The organism is Luteolibacter sp. Populi, assembly GCF_040801775.1.
Lineage (GTDB): Bacteria > Verrucomicrobiota > Verrucomicrobiia > Verrucomicrobiales > Akkermansiaceae > Haloferula.
In genome coordinates this window covers 6,417,506-6,433,932 of record NZ_CP161812.1, presented here as the reverse complement: position 1 = coordinate 6,433,932, position 16,427 = coordinate 6,417,506, and the positions used below count along the sequence as shown (strand labels likewise).

At 63.9% G+C, this 16,427-nt stretch carries 16 protein-coding genes; 7 read left to right on the top strand and 9 right to left on the bottom strand.

Features of this window, described 5'->3' with window-relative positions; translation table 11 throughout:
* Positions 1-2: 2 nt before the first annotated feature.
* On the bottom strand, positions 3-635 hold the full coding sequence (locus ABWK72_RS26190) for an adenylate kinase family protein (protein ID WP_367872526.1): 633 nt from the start codon (positions 633-635) through the stop codon (positions 3-5).
* A 125-nt stretch (positions 636-760) separates the two neighbouring features.
* Positions 761-1,645 (bottom strand): hypothetical protein, encoded by an 885-nt coding sequence (locus ABWK72_RS26185; protein ID WP_367872525.1) that lies wholly within the window; start codon positions 1,643-1,645, stop codon positions 761-763.
* 111 nt (positions 1,646-1,756) lie between these two features.
* Between ABWK72_RS26185 and ABWK72_RS26180 the strand changes: the two genes are divergently transcribed.
* The gene (locus tag ABWK72_RS26180; protein ID WP_367872524.1) at positions 1,757-2,359 is read left to right on the top strand and encodes an exonuclease domain-containing protein; all 603 of its coding nucleotides are present in this window, start codon (positions 1,757-1,759) and stop codon (positions 2,357-2,359) included.
* A 118-nt stretch (positions 2,360-2,477) separates the two neighbouring features.
* Here ABWK72_RS26180 and ABWK72_RS26175 read toward each other — a convergent pair whose 3' ends face one another.
* From ABWK72_RS26175 to ABWK72_RS26160, 4 genes are all read right to left on the bottom strand, one after another.
* Positions 2,478-3,809, bottom strand: a complete 1,332-nt coding sequence (locus tag ABWK72_RS26175; RefSeq protein ID WP_367872523.1) for an aspartate aminotransferase family protein — start codon at positions 3,807-3,809, stop codon at positions 2,478-2,480.
* An 87-nt stretch (positions 3,810-3,896) separates the two neighbouring features.
* Complete coding sequence (locus tag ABWK72_RS26170) at positions 3,897-5,372, bottom strand: NCS1 family nucleobase:cation symporter-1 (RefSeq protein WP_367872522.1); 1,476 nt, start codon at positions 5,370-5,372, stop codon at positions 3,897-3,899.
* A gap of 9 nt (positions 5,373-5,381) precedes the next feature.
* Positions 5,382-6,815 carry a dihydropyrimidinase gene (gene hydA, locus ABWK72_RS26165; RefSeq protein ID WP_367872521.1) on the bottom strand — a complete coding sequence of 478 codons (1,434 nt, stop codon included), beginning with the start codon at positions 6,813-6,815 and terminating at the stop codon, positions 5,382-5,384.
* A gap of 435 nt (positions 6,816-7,250) precedes the next feature.
* Positions 7,251-8,750 (bottom strand): CoA-acylating methylmalonate-semialdehyde dehydrogenase, encoded by a 1,500-nt coding sequence (locus ABWK72_RS26160; RefSeq protein ID WP_367872520.1) that lies wholly within the window; start codon positions 8,748-8,750, stop codon positions 7,251-7,253.
* 87 nt (positions 8,751-8,837) lie between these two features.
* On the opposite strand from ABWK72_RS26160, the gene ABWK72_RS26155 reads away from it, so the two are divergent.
* From ABWK72_RS26155 to ABWK72_RS26140, 4 genes are all read left to right on the top strand, one after another.
* Positions 8,838-9,707 (top strand): nitrilase-related carbon-nitrogen hydrolase, encoded by an 870-nt coding sequence (locus tag ABWK72_RS26155; protein WP_367872519.1) that lies wholly within the window; start codon positions 8,838-8,840, stop codon positions 9,705-9,707.
* Between the two features lie 45 nt (positions 9,708-9,752).
* Positions 9,753-10,061 (top strand): polysaccharide biosynthesis/export family protein, encoded by a 309-nt coding sequence (locus ABWK72_RS26150; RefSeq protein ID WP_367872518.1) that lies wholly within the window; start codon positions 9,753-9,755, stop codon positions 10,059-10,061.
* A gap of 78 nt (positions 10,062-10,139) precedes the next feature.
* Entirely contained in the window at positions 10,140-11,315 is a 1,176-nt protein-coding gene (gene nagA, locus ABWK72_RS26145; RefSeq protein ID WP_367872517.1) for an N-acetylglucosamine-6-phosphate deacetylase, read from the top strand.
* Positions 11,316-11,325: 10 nt separating this feature from the next.
* Positions 11,326-12,096 (top strand): glucosamine-6-phosphate deaminase, encoded by a 771-nt coding sequence (locus ABWK72_RS26140; RefSeq protein WP_367872516.1) that lies wholly within the window; start codon positions 11,326-11,328, stop codon positions 12,094-12,096.
* 287 nt (positions 12,097-12,383) lie between these two features.
* On the opposite strand, the gene preA is transcribed toward ABWK72_RS26140, so the two are convergent.
* Positions 12,384-13,523, bottom strand: coding sequence for an NAD-dependent dihydropyrimidine dehydrogenase subunit PreA (gene preA / locus ABWK72_RS26135; protein WP_367872515.1), 1,140 nt, complete (start codon positions 13,521-13,523; stop codon positions 12,384-12,386).
* A 144-nt stretch (positions 13,524-13,667) separates the two neighbouring features.
* Positions 13,668-14,492 (bottom strand): glycerophosphodiester phosphodiesterase, encoded by an 825-nt coding sequence (locus ABWK72_RS26130; protein WP_367872514.1) that lies wholly within the window; start codon positions 14,490-14,492, stop codon positions 13,668-13,670.
* A 215-nt stretch (positions 14,493-14,707) separates the two neighbouring features.
* On the opposite strand from ABWK72_RS26130, the gene ABWK72_RS26125 reads away from it, so the two are divergent.
* Together ABWK72_RS26125 and ABWK72_RS26120 are read left to right on the top strand one after the other, a co-directional pair.
* On the top strand, positions 14,708-15,460 hold the full coding sequence (locus ABWK72_RS26125) for a succinate dehydrogenase/fumarate reductase iron-sulfur subunit (protein WP_367872513.1): 753 nt from the start codon (positions 14,708-14,710) through the stop codon (positions 15,458-15,460).
* 4 nt (positions 15,461-15,464) lie between these two features.
* Positions 15,465-15,929, top strand: a complete 465-nt coding sequence (locus tag ABWK72_RS26120; protein ID WP_367872512.1) for a hypothetical protein — start codon at positions 15,465-15,467, stop codon at positions 15,927-15,929.
* A gap of 135 nt (positions 15,930-16,064) precedes the next feature.
* On the opposite strand, the gene folB is transcribed toward ABWK72_RS26120, so the two are convergent.
* Positions 16,065-16,424 carry a dihydroneopterin aldolase gene (folB, locus tag ABWK72_RS26115; RefSeq protein WP_367872511.1) on the bottom strand — a complete coding sequence of 120 codons (360 nt, stop codon included), beginning with the start codon at positions 16,422-16,424 and terminating at the stop codon, positions 16,065-16,067.
* Between the last annotated feature and the right edge of the window lie 3 nt (positions 16,425-16,427).

The window sequence follows — 16,427 nt, the reverse complement described above, 5'->3', positions numbered from 1 at the left end:
GCTCAGGCAATGTGTTGGGCGGATTCCTTGAAGACGGGCAGCGAAACGATCTTGCCGATGATGTCGTGCAGCACCTTCACGGGCGGCTGCGTGGCATCGATGTCGGTCACCAGACCATTCGAGAAATACTCCAGGATCGGCTTCGTCTCCTCTTCGTAGGTCGTGATCCGCTGCTGGATCACGCGGTCGGAGGCATCGTCCATCCGGTTATCCTTCAGCGCCCGCTTGCGCATGCGCCGGGCCAGTTCCTCGCGGTCCGGGCACGAAAGATGGAAGACTTGGTGGATCTCCAGGAAGTTCTGGATCATCTCGGCCTGCGCGACATTCCGCGGGATGCCGTCGAGCACCAGGAAATCGATGTCCGGCTTGTAGACGTGCGACTCGCGCCAGTTGTCCACCTGGGCCTTCCACAGCTCGATGGTCAGCTCGTCCGGCACCAGTTCGCCGCGGCTCGAATAGTGCACGAAGCGCTGGCCGATGGCCGTGCGGGTGTCCAGGGAGCGGAAGACATCGCCGCAGGCGCAGTGGAAGAAGCGCGGGATCGAGCCGATGACCTTGCCTTGGGTCCCCTTCCCCGACCCGGGTGCGCCGAGGATGAGGAATGCCGGACGTTTGATGTCGAGTGCCTTTGACATGGGAAGGGGAAGCTTATGGCCCCGACCCGGGGCGGCAAGTCCGATCCCGAAACGCGGGGGCCCGGGCCAGGTTTTTGGACTCATTCCAGCGGATCGGTGCAGGAAATCGGCACGGGCCGCTTGCCCTAGACCTGCGTGGAATTGATGAGCACCAGGAATACCGGCAGCGGCGCGATCATCGCCGCATCCGCCATCACCCGCAGCGCATCCAGCGAGTAATTCTTGCGCAAGCGGTTCAGCACGTAGAGCAGGGCCGAGGAGATTAGCACCGCGTAGTAGAAGGGCCGGCTACGGCTTTCGGCATCCATCACGGCCAGGCCGATGCAGGCTGCGGCCAGCACCGTGAGCGGCACGCTGAGCGCCAGGTCGTTCGCCGCACCCTCCTCCACATCGGCGGAAAAGCGCGAGTGCTCCCAGAAGTGGATCGCGGAGATGTTCAGCGTGCACAGCACCGCGAAGGCGAGCATCTCCGGTGAGAGCGCAAGATTGAGCGGCGGCAGGATCAGATCGACCATCCCCGGCTTCCAGGACCACATGTGCGCGCCCATCGCGGTCCCGTAGGCGAAGGCCAGCCCGGCGAAGAGATTCCGCAGGTGCGGGATCTCGCGGTCCTGCTTCGAGAAGATCGTCAGCGAGAAGAAGATCACCACCAGGAAAATGACCGGCTTCCCATAGTCCTTCAAGGGGCCGAAGGAGATCTCGAAGCCCGCGATGATCGCGGCTCCGATGAGGGCCGCCACCGCCACGCAGGCCATGACCTTGGCGTGGCGTTCGTGGAACTCGTGGCGCGGCCCGAGGCGCGAATCCCCGGGGGCCAGCATCTTCACATCGAGGATCCGGTCGAGGATGTAGATCCCCCAGACCGCGAGGAAGAGCGATGCGTGGTAGCCCCAGGACAGGTACTGCACCCAGATCTTCTGGAACATCAGCAGCCAGACGATCGCGACGGCTGGGGCGTCGAGACTCAGGAGATTCGGCCAGAGCCAAAGTGGTGTGCGGCGGTCCGGCATTCGCGGGGCGGGACATTCCCCGAGCAATCCCACCTTGGCAAGCCCCGTAAACCGGGGACGCACTCCGATTTTCCAGTGGCGGCGGACAGCCGGGCATGCTGCCCTTCCGGCGTGCTGATCGGGGACTGCCGCTTCACGGCCATCGATTTCGAATCGGCGGGCGCGGCCCCCGGGCGGACGGACGTGCCGGTGCAGGTCGGCCTGGCCGGCTGGACTCCCGGCGCGGGCCATGGCGAGACCTTTGTCTCCTACCTCGCCGCGGACGTGCCGATCACCTGGTCCGCCCGCAAGGTCCACGGCATCCGCGATGAGGATCTGGCCGGCGCGCCCGGACTGCTCGCCCTGTGGCCGGAGATCAAGCGCCACCTCGCCGGAGCGGTGGTGGTGGCGCACGGCAAGGGCACCGAGAAGCGCTTCCTGCGTGCCTTCCCCGGCCACGGCTTCGGCCCCTGGGTCGATACCCTGCTGCTGGCCCGCGCCGCCTGGCCCGAGCTGCCGGACCACTCTCTCTCCGCACTCTGCGAAGCCCGCGGTGTCGCGGCCAAGGTGGCGGCGATGATTCCGGGCAAGCGCTGGCACGATGCCCTCTACGACGCCGTGGCCTCGCTGGTCCTGCTGGAAGACCTGGCGACGACCTTCGATCTGTCAGGCAGGCCGCTGGACTGGCTGCTGACCCCGGACACCAGCCCCTGGCACCGGCGGCGGGGATTCTGAGGCTGCTTTTGTCCGGTCCGTCCGATATGAAGGGCTTCATATCGGACGGACCGGACAAAAGCAGTCCCGGGGAATCCCCGGATTTTAGCCATGGTGGACCGAACCCTTCTACTGCCAGCTACACTCCGCTCATTGCCTCGTCGATCACCTCGAGCATGAAGTCGGCATCGGCTTCGGTGATGCACATGGGGGGCTTGATGCGGAGGGTATTGCCCCAGAGGCCGCCCTTGCCGATGAGGAGGCCGAGGTCCTTGCAGCGCTCGAAGATCTCGGCGCATTCTTCCTTCGCAGGTTCCTTGGTGGCGCGGTCCTTCACCAGCTCCACCCCGAGCATGAGGCCGAGCCCGCGGACTTGGCCGATGAGGGAGTGCTTCCCGGCCAGGCGGTTGAAGCCTGCTGTTAGATGGGCGCCGATCTTCAGTGAATTCGCCTGGAGGCCTTCCTTCTCGATCACCTTCAGCACCGCGCGACCCTGGGCCATTGAGACGGGATTGCCGCCGAAGGTATTGAAGTGAATGCGGGTCGCCAAGGTCTTGGCGATCTCCGGGGTAGTGATCACCGCGGCCAGGGGGCAGCCGTTGCCGATGCCCTTGGCCATGGTCACAATGTCGGGGATCACGCCCTGCGTCTCGAAGCCCCAGAAGTGGGTGCCAGTGCGGCCGAAGCCGGCTTGGACTTCGTCCGCGATGCAGAGTCCTCCTGCGGCCCGTGCGTGCTCATAGGCGTGCTTGAGGTAGCCGTCTGGAAAGACCACCGTGCCGCCGACGCCTTGGATCGACTCGGCGATGAAGGCCGCGATCTTCCCGGAGGAACCGAAGCGGACGAGGTCCTCCACATCCGCCGCATACTTCTTCCCTGCGTCCGGGTCATCGTTGCCGAAGGGGCCGCGGTAGATGTCCGGCATCCGCGCGTGCTGGACGCCGAAGGAGTGCGGCACATTGAACTTCCAAGTGTGGTGCGAGGTCAGGGCCATCGCCGAGGGGCTGCCGCCGTGGTAGGCATTGCGCAGGGCGATCGCGTCGTAGTTCCCGGTGTAGGCGCGGGCCATCAGCAGGGCGAGGTCGTTCGCCTCCGAGCCGGAGTTCACGAAGTAGCACACCTTCAGATCGCCCGGCATCTTCGCGGCGAGTTCCTTCGCGTAGAGCGCGATGTTCGGGTGGAGGTAGATTGTGGTGGTGTGCTGGATCGTCTCGTTCTGGAGATTCGCTGCTGCAACTACATCGGGGTGACAATGGCCGACGCTCACCGTGACGATCCCGCCGAAGCCATCGAGGTAGCGGCGGCCTTTCTCGTCGAAGAGGTACTGGCCCTTCCCTTCGACCACCATGATCGGCTTCTTGTAGTAGTGGAAGATGCCGGGGCTGACGTGCTCCTTGCGCAGGGCGAGGACTTCCTCCGGGGAAGGGCCGTCATAGAGCATCGGGGTGTAGTCGAAGGGCGGGAGTGGCATGGGGTTAAAGGGAAAAAACGAACATCGAACATCGAACGTCCAACATCGAACGTCGAATTTTGAGTGAAGAGGCTTAGGGCAGAGGGATCATGCGGTGGTGGAGATCTTCACCGGAGCGATCTTGCGGAAGACGATGTAGAGGACGAAGGCCAGGCCGAAGCCGACGAACCAAGCCTGCTGATAGAGGGTTTCGAGCCAGTCGGGAATATTCGCGCCGTCGACTACCTTGATGTGGACTAGGAAGCCCGGGAGATTCGGGAGGACGGCCAACACGAAGGCGGCCAGGGCGGCGAGGCTGAAGCCCTTGGAGTAGCGGTAGATGCCGTTGGTCCGGTAGAGTTCATCGAGCTCGAGGTGTCTGCCGCGCAGGACGAAGTAGTCCGCGATCATGATGCCAGCGATGGGACCTAAGAGGGCGCTGTAACCGATGAGCCAGGTGAAGATGTAGCCGCTCGGATCGGCCACGAGCTTCCATGGCATCATCAGCACGCCGATGATCCCGGTGATGAAGCCGCCGGTGCGGAAGGAGATCTTCTTCGGCGCGAGGTGAGCGAAGTCGTTGGCCGGGCTGACGACATTGGCCGCGATGTTGGTGGCAAGGGTGGCGATGCAGAGTGCGAGCATCGCGACGATGAGGACCACGGGATTGGTGAAGCGGGTTAGCACGTCGACCGGATCCCAGATGGTCTTGCCGTAGATGACCGCGGTGGCGGAAGTCACGGCAACGCCGATGAAGGAGTAGAGGGCCATGGTGGGAGGCAAGCCGATCGACTGCCCCACGATCTGGTCCTTCTGCGAACGGGCGTAGCGGGAGAAGTCCGGGATATTCAGCGAGAGCGTGGCCCAGAAGCCGATCATGCCGGTCAGACCGGGGATGAAGAAGGCGAGGAACTGCCCGGCCTTTGGCTGGCCCGGATCGAATGCCGAAGGCCGCGCGAACATCGCGCCGAAGCCGCCCGCAGCCTGATAGGCCCAGACCAGCAGCGCGACCCCGAGGATGATCAGCAGCGGGGCCTTGATCGAGAGCAGGGCGCGGATGGTGTGGATGCCGCGGTGGATCACCCACATGTTGATGCCCCAGAAGAAGAGGAAGCAGCCGAGCTGGGAGGGGGTGATACCGAGGCCGCCGATGGGAGTTCCGCCCGCGAAGGCCGGGATGAAGATCGACAGGATCTTGTGAATCGCCTCGCCGCCGATCCAGGCCTGGATGCCGAACCAGCCGCAGGCGACAAAGGCCCGCAACAGTGCCGGGACATTCGCCCCGAGGATCCCGAAGGAGGCCCTGCAATAGACCGGGAAGGGAATCCCGTAGCGCGTGCCCGCGTGGGCGTTCAGGAGCATCGGGACCAGCACGATCGCGTTGCCAAGGAAGATGGTGAGAACCGCTTGCCACCAGTTCATGCCGCCATCGATCAAGGACGAGGCGAGCATGTAGGTGGGGATGCAGGCCGCCATGGAGACCCACAGCGCGGCGTAGTTCCACCAGTTCCAAGTCCGCTTCTCCAGCGGCACCGGCGCGAGGTCGGCGTTGGTCAGGTTGTCGTCGTGGCGGGGTTGGTGCATGCTGTTAGATCATGCCTTCGGCTCGCGGGGCAGGAAGGTCCCCCACCCTTTCTCGCCGCACCATGCGCCGTTCTTCACCATGACCTTGCCGCGGACGGTGACGGTCTCGGGGCGGCCCTGGACCGGCCAACCTTCGAAGGCGGAGTAATCGGTGGCCATGGAGTGCGTGCCGGCGGAGATGATCCCGGACCACTGAGGGTCCCAGATCACGAGGTCGGCATCGCTGCCCGGGGCAATCTCGCCCTTGCGCGGATAGAGGCCGAAGATCTCGGCGGCGCGGGTGCTGGCGGCGCGGACGAAGGTGTGGAGATCGATCCGGCCGGTGACGACGCCCTGGGTGTAGAGCAGCTTCACCCGCTCCTCCACGCTGGGGATGCCGTTCGGGATCAGGGTGAAGTTTGCGGGCTTGCCGGTGGGCTTGAAGCTGGCATCGACGGCCTTGCCCGCCTCCGGGTGGCCCATGTGCTTTTGGCTGGCGTAGTCGAAAGGAGCGTGGTCGGTGGCCACGGTGTCTATGGTGCCATCGGCGAGGGCCTGCCAGAGATAGTCCTGGTGCTCCCTGGCGCGGATCGGCGGGCTCATCACGTATTTCGCACCTTCGAAGTCCGGCTTCTCGGCGTAGCTGCTATCGAGGGTTAGGTAGGATGCGACGGTCTCGATGCCGACCTTCACTCCGCGCTCCCGCGCGGCCTTGATGGCTTCGACGGCGGGCTGGCAACTGGTGTGGACCACGTAGACCTCGGCACCGGTCATCTCGGCGAAGGTCATGAGATGGTGGCAGCCCTCGGCTTCGACGGTGACAGGGCGGGAGGGTTCGTGCCACTCCGGGCCGGTCTTGCCCTCCGTGACGAGCTTCTTCTGGGTCTCGGAAACGAGGTCCGCGTTTTCGCAATGGGCGGTGACCACTACGCCGAGTTCATTGGCAAGGGCGAGGGTTTGATAGAGTTCGGTGTCCTCGATTCCGAAGGCGCCCTTGTAGGCGAGGAAGACCTTGAAGGAGGAAATTTTCTCTTCTGCCACGACGGCCTTAAGGGCGGTGGTGGTGGTTTCGTCGAAGCGGGTGACGCCGGCGTGGAAGGTGTAGTCGCAGGAGGCGAGGCCGGCGGCCTTGCTCTTCCAGAGGCGGATCGCTTCGAGAGGGTCCTCCGCGCGGGAGGGGCAGCACATCTCGATCAGGGTGGTGGTGCCGCCCATCAGCGCGGCCTTGCTGCCGCTCTCCCAATCGTCCTTCGAAAAGGTGCCCATGAAGGGCAGGTAGATGTGGACGTGCGGATCGATGAAGCCGGGAAAGACGTACTTGCCGGTGGCGTCGATGACTTCCGCGCTTTCGGGGGCACGAAGGTGGTGGCCGATCGCGGTGATCACACCGTTCTCGCAGAGGATGTCGGCGGTCCGGCGTTCGCAGGAGGTGATGATGTCGCCGTTGCGGATGAGGAGGGTCATGGGGAAGGGAAGAAGTGCCGAGTGATCAGTGAGCAGTGATCAGCGGATGGAACGAAAACGGCGGATTCTCGGGGGCGAGCACCGATGGAGATGAGCTCTTAGGGACCGCTCTGCGGGGCGGAGCCTCCGCGGTCCCGGGGGGCAGGCATTGCTTCGATGCCCTGGCTTGGAGCGGGAGCCAAGGCCCTGCTGGCGATTGCGATCCACGTCTTTGGGCCGTGCTGCCGGGGACCATTCTGCGGGGCGGAGCCTCCGCGGTCCCGGGGGGCAGGCATTGTTTCGATGCCTTGGCTTGGAGCGGGAGCCAAGGCCTTGCTGGCGATTGCGATCCACGTCTTTGGGCCGTGCTGCCGGGGAACATTCTGCGGGCGGAGCCTCCACGGTCCCGGGGGACAGGCATTGTTCGGGAGCTGATGGGTCGGTGCTCATCGACTTTCACTTTGCCCAGACTTCGCCGTCGCCGAAGGAGAACCAGCGGGTGGTGGTGGTTTTGCGCTTGGTGAAGAATTCGACGCCTTCCTTGCCCTGGATGTGGAGGTCGCCGAAGAAGGAATCGTTCCAGCCGCTGAAGGGAAAGTAGGCGAGCGGTGCGGGCACGCCGACATTGATGCCGACCATGCCGGCGCTGACCTGGCGGCGGAATTCGCGGGCGGCCTTGCCGGAGTTGGTGAAGATTGCCGCGCCGTTGCCGAAGGTCTGTTGGTTCGCCAGGGCGATTGCTTCGTCGAGGGTCTTGGCGCGTAGCACGGCCAGCACCGGGCCGAAGACTTCGGTGTGCATGAGGGGGTTGTCCGGGGCGACCTGGTCGATGACGGTCGGGCCGAGAAAGTAACCATCGGGCGCATCGTTGACCTTGGTCTTGCGACCGTCTGTTAGGACCTTTGCCCCGGCGCGTTCGCCGGCATCAATGAGGCCGGATACGCGGGCGCGGTGCTCGGCGGAAATGACCGCGCCCATGTCGGGTTGCGTCTCGCGGATGTCGGTGGGGCCGACCTTCATCGCGCCGACCAGTTCGGCGAGAGCGGGCAAAAGTTTGTCGCCAGCATCACCGACGGCGACGGCGGTGGAGCCGGCCATGCAGCGCTCCCCGGCGCAGCCGAAGGCACCGTCTTTCACCGCCTCGATGGTCCGGTCGACATCGGCGTCCGGCATCAGGATCACGAAGTTTTTCGCGCCGCCTGCGGCTTGCACGCGCTTCCCGGCGAGCGAGCCCTTGCGGTGAATTTCACGCGCCACCGGGGTCGAGCCGACGAAGGAGATCGCGGCGACATCGGGATGCTCTAACAGAGCGTCCACGCACTCGCGGCCACCGTGGACGATATTGAGCACGCCCGGAGGCAGGCCCGCTTTTTCGAGCAGAGCCACCACGCGCTGCATGGTCATCGGCACCTTTTCGCTCGGCTTCAGGATGAAGGTATTCCCGCAGGCGATGGCGATCGGCCACATCCACATCGGCACGAGGGCCGGGAAGTTGAAGGGGCAGATACCGACCACGACGCCGAGCGGGTGACGGTCGGTGTGGCAATCGATGCCGCGGGCGATATTCTCCAGCGACTCGCCCATCAGCAGGGTCGGGATGCCGCAGGCGAATTCCACCACCTCGATCCCCCGCCGCAGGTCGCCGCGGGCTTCCGAGAGGGTCTTGCCGTGCTCGGTGGAGATGCCGAGGCAGAGATCCTCGAAGGCGTCCTCTAACAAGATTTTGACGCGGAAGAGGACCTGCGCGCGTTCATTCGGCGGGGTGTCGCGCCAAGCGGGGAAGGCCGCTTTCGCCGCGGCGACCACCTCATTGACCTCGGCGGGGCCGCACATCGGGACGGTGGCGATGGCGGTGCCGCGGGAGGGATTGAAGACCGTGCTGCTGCCGTTGCCCGCCACTTCCTTCCATTTTCCCCCGACATACAGGGGGCATGCTTGCTCCGCGGCTCCATTCATGATTTTCAAGAGCATGCGGATTGGCATGCCATTCGCTTTTCTAGCGGATTCCGTGCCGTCCCGGCAAGACCTTAACCGACCCACGCCATGCCCCGAATCGTCAAAGCCGGCCTCATCCAGTCCTCCTCGACCCACCCCGGCGATGCCGATCCGGGCGTGATCCGCGAGGCCATGATCGCCCGCCACATGGCGCTGATCGAGGACGCCGCGAAGCAGGGTGTGCAGGTCCTGTGCCTGCAGGAGCTTTTCTATGGACCGTATTTTTGCGCGGAGCAGCAGACGCGCTGGTATTCCATCACCGAGCAGATCCCGGAGGGACCGACCACGCAGCTCATGATGGAGACGGCCAAGCGTCTCGGGATGGTCCTGATCGTGCCGATCTACGAGGTCGAGCAGACGGGCGTGTATTACAATACCGCCGCGGTGATCGATGCCGATGGGACCTATCTGGGCAAGTATCGCAAGCACCACATCCCGCACTGCCACCCCGGCTTCTGGGAGAAGTTCTACTTCCGCCCCGGCAATACCGGCTACCCGGTCTTCCAGACGGCAGTCGGCAAGATCGGCGTCTACATTTGCTACGACCGCCACTTCCCGGAAGGTGCCCGTTGCCTCGGCCTGAACGGCGCGGAGATCGTCTTCAATCCCTCGGCTACGGTGGCGGGGCTGAGCGAGTATCTGTGGAAGTTGGAGCAACCGGCGCACGCGGTGGCGAATGGCTATTTCGTCGGTGCGATCAACCGGGTCGGCACGGAGCAGCCGTGGGCGATCGGTGAATTTTACGGCCAGTCCTATTTCTGCGATCCGCGGGGCCAGATGATCGTTGTCGGCAGCCGGGATCAGACGGAGCTGATCGTGGCGGATCTGGATTTGGAGATGATCGAGCAGGTGAGGAATACTTGGCAGTTTTATCGCGACCGCCGTCCGGAATCTTATGGGGCGATTGTGGCACCGTGAAGATTTCACTTTGCAACACAAAGCTAAATGGTAAAAGGCGGGCGTATGAAAGCCTTTGCCTTGATCTCATTGCTCGCCCTCGCTCCGCTGCACGCTGAAGAGAAGCCGCGTCCCATTGTTACCGTCGGCGGCCAGGTCCGCGCGCCGGGGCCTGTGGAGTATACGAAGGAGCTAACGCTCTATACCGCCGTCCAGATGGCGCGCGGGGCGACGGAATTCGGGGCGATGAACCGGGTGAAGTTGATCCGTGACGGCAAGACGAAGGAATACGATCTCCGGAAGGACGAAAACAAGACTGTCACGTTGAAGCCCTCCGACATCGTTGAGGTGCCGTCTAAATACATCGGGTGCTGAAGCGGGCGGGATCGCGGGAGAAAATCCGCATTTACCGTTCGCAGGAAACCGCCAGCGTTGCGGGTAGCCTGCTCCGAGATGCGCATCAAGATTACCAACGGCACCGTCATCACGCCCGGTCGCGAACTCCGCGACAGCACGGTCGTGGTCGAGGACGGGAAGATCCGCGGCGTTCATGAGGGTGCGGTTGATGTGCCGGGTGCGCGGGTGATCGATGCGGCGGGGTGCTACGTATCGCCGGGTTTCATCGACCTCCATGTCCATGGTGGCGGCGGGCATGACTTCATGGACGGCACGCCGGAGGCTTTTTTGCGGATCGCCGCGATGCACGCGAAGCATGGGACGACCGCGATGGTGCCGACCACCCTGACGGCGGAGCGAGAGGATCTACTGAAGGTGCTCGATGCTTATGAAATTGCACACCGAGCGAACAGCGGTGGCGCGGGCTTTCTCGGCATGCATTTGGAGGGCCCCTACTTCGCGCTGAGTCAGCGGGGTGCTCAGGACCCGCGCTACATCCGCGATCCCGATCCGGAGGAATACGAGGCGATCCTGGCCCACTCCCCTTCCATCGCCCGTTGGAGTGCGGCTCCGGAGCTGCCGGGTGCGATTGCGTTCGGGCGGCGTTTGCGCGAGAAGGGCATCCTCGCCGCGATCGCTCATACGGATGCGCTCTACGATGATGTCCTAACAGCTTATGAGAACGGCTACTCGCTGGTGACCCATCTGTGGTCGGCGATGTCCGGGGTGACGCGGCGGAATGCTTTCCGCTATGCCGGGGTGATCGAGAGCGCGCTGCTGCTCGATCTGGATGTGGAGGTCATTGGCGATGGCATTCACGTTCCCGCGCCCCTGCTCAAGCTGGTTTACAAGGTCAAGGGCCCGGGCCGGATTGCGCTGATCACGGATGCGATGCGCGCCGCCGGGATGCCCGAGGGAGAGAGCGTGCTCGGGGCCCTGGATGGCGGCTTGCGCGTGATCGTGGAAGACGGCGTGGCCAAGCTGCCGGATCGCAGCGCCTTCGCCGGCAGCGTGGCTACGATGAACCGCGCGCTGCGCAGCATGGTGCAGCTCGGCGAGGTTCCGCTAATGGAAGCCGTGCGCATGGCCAGCAGCACGCCCGCCCGGATCATGGGCGTGGCGGATCGCAAGGGCTCGCTTGCCGTCGGGATGGATGCGGACATCGCCATCTTCGACGCGGATTTCGAAGTCCGTACCACCATCGTCATGGGCAAGGTCGTCCATGGCGAATAAGCATCACACCATGTCCTCTCCTCTTCGCGAAACCACGGTCGATCAGCTCAAGGTCAGCGTTTATCGGGACCGCCCGGCCCTTGGTGAAGCCGCCGCATCCCAAGCTGCCGCTGCCATCCGAAGGCTTCAGGAAAGCCAGGCGGTGGTGTGTATGATCTTCGCGGCGGCTCCTTCTCAGAATGAATTTCTTGAGGCCCTGATCGCTGAGCCGGGGATCGTCTGGGAGAGGATTCATGCTTTCCATATGGACGAATATGTCGGTCTGCCTAGCGACGCCCCACAAGGCTTCGGGAATTTCCTGCGAGCCCGGCTATTCAACCGCGTCCCTTTCGGTGCGGTCCACTACCTCGATGGCAATGCCGCCGACCCCGCGGCGGAATGCCGGCGCTATGAGGCTCTTCTTAAGGAGCAGCCTACCGACATCGTGTGCATGGGCATCGGCGAGAATTGCCACATCGCTTTCAATGATCCCCACGTCGCGGACTTTGGGGATCCGGTGCTGGTGAAGCTGGTGGAACTGGACGAGACGAGCCGGGATCAGCAGGTCCACGAGGGGTGCTTTGAGACGCTGGAGCAGGTGCCGCGCCTGGCGATCACGCTGACCATTCCCGCGCTGGTGGCAGCACCGGAGATTTTTTGCATGGTCCCGGCCAGCCACAAGGCGGAGGCGGTGCGGCACACTCTAACAGACGAGGTTTCGGAAAAGCATCCTTCCACGATCCTGCGACGGCATGGGAATGCGCGGCTCTTTGTCGACGAGGATAGTGCGGCGAAGCTCTAACAACCTCGAAGAGGTTGCCTCTTATAGCCCCGTGGTTGGCAGCAGGCCTACCCGGGGGTGGGATGGCAGGGTTCATCAACCTCGAAGAGGTTGCCTCGGGCTGGTCGTCGCGGGGAATTCCCGGTTCTGTCCGGCCCGAGGCAACCCCTGCGGGGTTGGTGGATATGCGGGGCCCTTCCCAAGGTTGCCGCTCCTGCGTCGCGGCAACCTGGGGCTCTACTAGGGAACGGCGTTGCCGTTCTCTGAAAGACTCCCGTTCTTCGGAACCCGCCTCGAGACGCCTGCCTTTAGGAATTCGGCTTCCGGGCCAAGGCGTCCGACTGCTTCACAAAATCATCGCCATCCCACTCGGCATCGCTTTTGACCATGTCCGCGCGTTCCTTGGCCGCGGCCTCCTCGGCCTTGCGGGCGAGTTGCATGCGGACGAGTTCGGCGTGGGTGGTGAAGTAGGGCAGGCTCAGGCCCTTGAAGTCGGAAATGGTCTCGAAGCCCTTGCTCTCCATGAAGGAAAGGAGGCCGGCGTTGAGATCCTTCACCATCCCGTAGCCGAATTTCATGACACCGGTGCAGACCTGCACGGTATCGCTGCCGAGCAGGATGAACTGCGCGGCATCCGAACCGGTCTCGACCCCGCCGAGGCCGGAGAGCGAGCGGCCCGGGAAATCCTTTTTGATGAGCTGCGCGATCTCCATGACCATCCGCAGCGCGATCGGCTTGACCGCCTTCGACGAATAGCCGCCGGGCGTGGTGTAGCCTTCTACCGTCGGCTCGGGGCGGAGGGTATCGAGATTCACGCCCATGACGCTGCGGATCGTGTTGATCGCGGAGACGCCTTGGCAGCCGGCGCGGAGGGCCGCGGCGCTCGGTTCCTCGATGTGGGTGATGTTCGGCGTCATCTTCGCCCACACCGGGATCTTCGCGGCACCCATCACCCAGCCGCAGACTTCCTCCAGAATCGCCGGGTCCTGGCCCATCGCCGCGCCCATCTTCCGCTCGGGAAGGCCGTGCGGGCAGGAGAAATTCAGCTCGAAGGCATCCACCCCGGCGGCCTGGCAGCGCTCGACGATCTCGCACCAGGCGTCCTTGTTGTATTCCTCCATGATCGAGGCGATCAGGATGCCGTCCGGATACTCGTCCTTCGCCTCCTTGAATTCATCCAGCCAGATGTCGAACTTGCGGTCGCTGATCAGCTCGATGTTCTCCCAGCCGATCACTTCCTTGCCATCGCCGGCCATGAGCTTGGCATAGCGCGGGCCGACATTGACCACCTTCGAGGCATCGAGGCTCACGGTCTTGGCGATCACCCCGCCCCAGCCTTCCTTGAAAGCGCGCTTGATCACCTTGACGTTGGTGCCAGGCGGGCCGGAGCCGATCACGAAGGGATTGGCGAATTTCAGTCCGTCGACGGTGGTCTCAAGGGTGGCCATGATCTTGCAAGTGAAGGCTTCAGGTGTTCGGGTGAAAAGCTTGTTTCATGCCCAAGGGGAAATTTCCTGAGGCATATGGCACAGGTAGGCCGGCCGGCCTGCCGGAGAGCGGACCCGCCACGATTCATTCAAGCACCGGGAAGCTCAGGGCTTCTTGGTCTCGATGTATTCCTGGAACATCACGGGGACATCGCTGCAGATGGCATCCACTCCCAGGCCGAGGCCGAGGAAGTAGTCGTTCAGATCGTGGCCCGGCCAACCGGTGACGATGAAGCCCTGCTTCTGGGCACCTGCCACGGCGAGACGGGTGGTGCCCTCCATCTTGCAGGCGATGCGGTGGGAACCGATGCTCTTGGCCGCCGCGATCAGGCCGTCATCGAGCGGGCCGCCCTTGATCAGCATGATCTCGGCCTCGGGGTTGATCGCCTTGATGGCCTTCAATGGCCGTTGGTCGAAGGAGGTGAAAACCCAGGTGGAACGCTCCGGCTTGCGAGCAGTGATCTGATCGTAGACCTTCCGCACGTAGCCATCGATCGCTTCGTCGGGATAGAGCTTCTTGTTGCTGGTCTTCATCTCGAACTCGACGTAAAGGCCGGGCTTGTCGGAGAGGAAGTCGAGCAGGCTATCGAGAAAGAGCAGCGGTTCGCCCTGTTTCTTGGAGGTGATACCCTTGGCGGCCTCGGAGTCCAGGGCTTCGACGGGCCCTTTGCCGTTGTGGGTGCGATCCAGCGAATCGTCATGGAGGATCACCAGCTTGCCGTCCTTGGTCATGCGGATGTCCGTTTCGAAGCCGCGGATCCCGTGCCCGTAGCTACTGCGGAAAGCGAAAAGGGTGTTTTCCTCGAACTCGTAGGCTCCGCCGCGGTGGGCGAAATGGAAGGGCTTCCCCTTTTCGGCCCAAGCCGTGAGGGAGAGGAGCGGACAGAGCAGGGCGGCGAGCAGGAGCGGGGCAGGACGGCGGTTTTGCATGCGATTTCTGGTGGTGAGCGAGCCTAGGCCAAGGGCGCGGGCCGGGAGTAGCAACGTTTCCGACACGCGCTTCCTGTCCGGACCATGCCGGAATTCGCGACTTGCGTGGAATTCGGGCTGGAAAACCGGCTTTTTCGACTAGCGCCCGCCGCGCCACCCTTTACCTTCCGGCGCGTGGCCCGGCAGCACCCGCACGGACCGCCTTTTTCCCGATCATGAACCTCACGCTGAAGGTCTGGCGTCAAAACGGCCCCCAAGACAAGGGCCGCATCGAAACCTATCCCGCCGCCGGGATTCCGGAAGATTGCTCTTTCCTGGAGATGCTCGACATCGTCAACGAGAAGATCATCACCGATGGCGGCGAGCCGATCCACTTCGACCACGACTGCCGCGAGGGCATCTGCGGAACCTGCTCGCTAACCATCAACGGCATCCCCCATGGCAAGGAACGCGGCACCACCACCTGCCAGGTCCACATGCGGAAATTCCGCGATGGCGATACGATCTGGGTCGAGCCCTTCCGCGCCCATGCTTTCCCGGTGATCCGGGATCTGATGGTGGATCGCGGTGCCTTCGACCGGATCATCGCCGCCGGCGGCTACATCGACATCCGCACCGGCTCCGCCGTGGATGCGAACTCGATCCCGATCGCCAAGGACACGGCCGATACCGCCTTCGACGCCGCCGCCTGCATCGGCTGCGGGGCCTGCGTGGCCGCCTGCCCGAATGCGAGCGCGATGCTCTTCGTCTCCGCCAAGATTTCCCACCTCGGCCACCTGCCGCAGGGTCAGCCTGAGCGCGACAAGCGTGCGCTCTCGATGGTCCGCCAGATGGACCGTGAGGGCTTCGGCAACTGCACCAACCACTATGAGTGCGAAGCTGCCTGCCCGAAGGAAATCAGCGTCGATCACATCGCGCGGATGAACCGCGACTACAGCAAGGCCGCGCTCGCCGAGCAGTTCGCATGACGCCATGATCCTGCCGCTCGGCCTCGCGCTTACGCTGGCCTCGGGCGTGGCCCCGGCGGTCTCGCGCTGGGCGCAGGTGCAGGAGCGGAGGATTCTAACGGAAGGCCAACCGCTTGCTGCGGAAGCCCTGGCCTTCGCGACCAAGCTGAAGATCGAAGATCCCGAGGGCGTACGGGTGTTAGAGGTGCCGCAGGTCCCCGTCCCGGTGCCCCAAGCGCTGATCCAGATGGCGCGAGGCTTTGGCTTCCGGATTATCACTCCGGCGGGCATGACCTTGGGGCGCGGGATCTACATCCTGAAGGGCAGTTGGGGCGTGCTGCGGCATGAACTGGTGCATGTGGAGCAGTACCAGCGTCTCGGCGGCATCCACCCCTTCATGCAGCAGTATCTCGTCGAATGCCTCTTCCACGGCTACGAGGATGCGCCGCTGGAGATCGATGCGGAGGACCGGTCGCGGCCCGTGCGCTAGCTGATGAATATCCCGCGGACAGCCCGGGCTGCTTCCTTGGCATGCGATGCCGCTATCGGTTTCGGGCGCGAGATGTTGTCTGCTTGGCCGGTCGTTTCTGCGGGGCGGAGCCTCCGCGGTCCCGGGCGCAGGCGTTTATCGGGCACTCCTCCTGAGATGCACCGCCACGCATTCGGTGTCGGGCAGGATGAACTTCTCCACCGTCACTTCCACCGCCGCCGCCCCCGGGTCTGTTAGGACCAAGCTTGCAACATCCTCTGCCAGGGTCTCGATCAAGCGCCGCGGCTTCTCCATCGCCAATTCCTGAATTGCTGCCGCCAGCGCGGCGTAATCGATTGTCTTGCCGATCTCATCGCCCATCGCCGCGAAATCCAGGCGCGGCTTGATCCGCACGGTTACCAGCAGTTCCTGCACTGCCGCGCGCTCTTCCTCCGGCACGCCGATGCGGGTCTTCACGCGCAAGCGCCGGATCTCGATCTGACCGCCTTCGTCCATGGA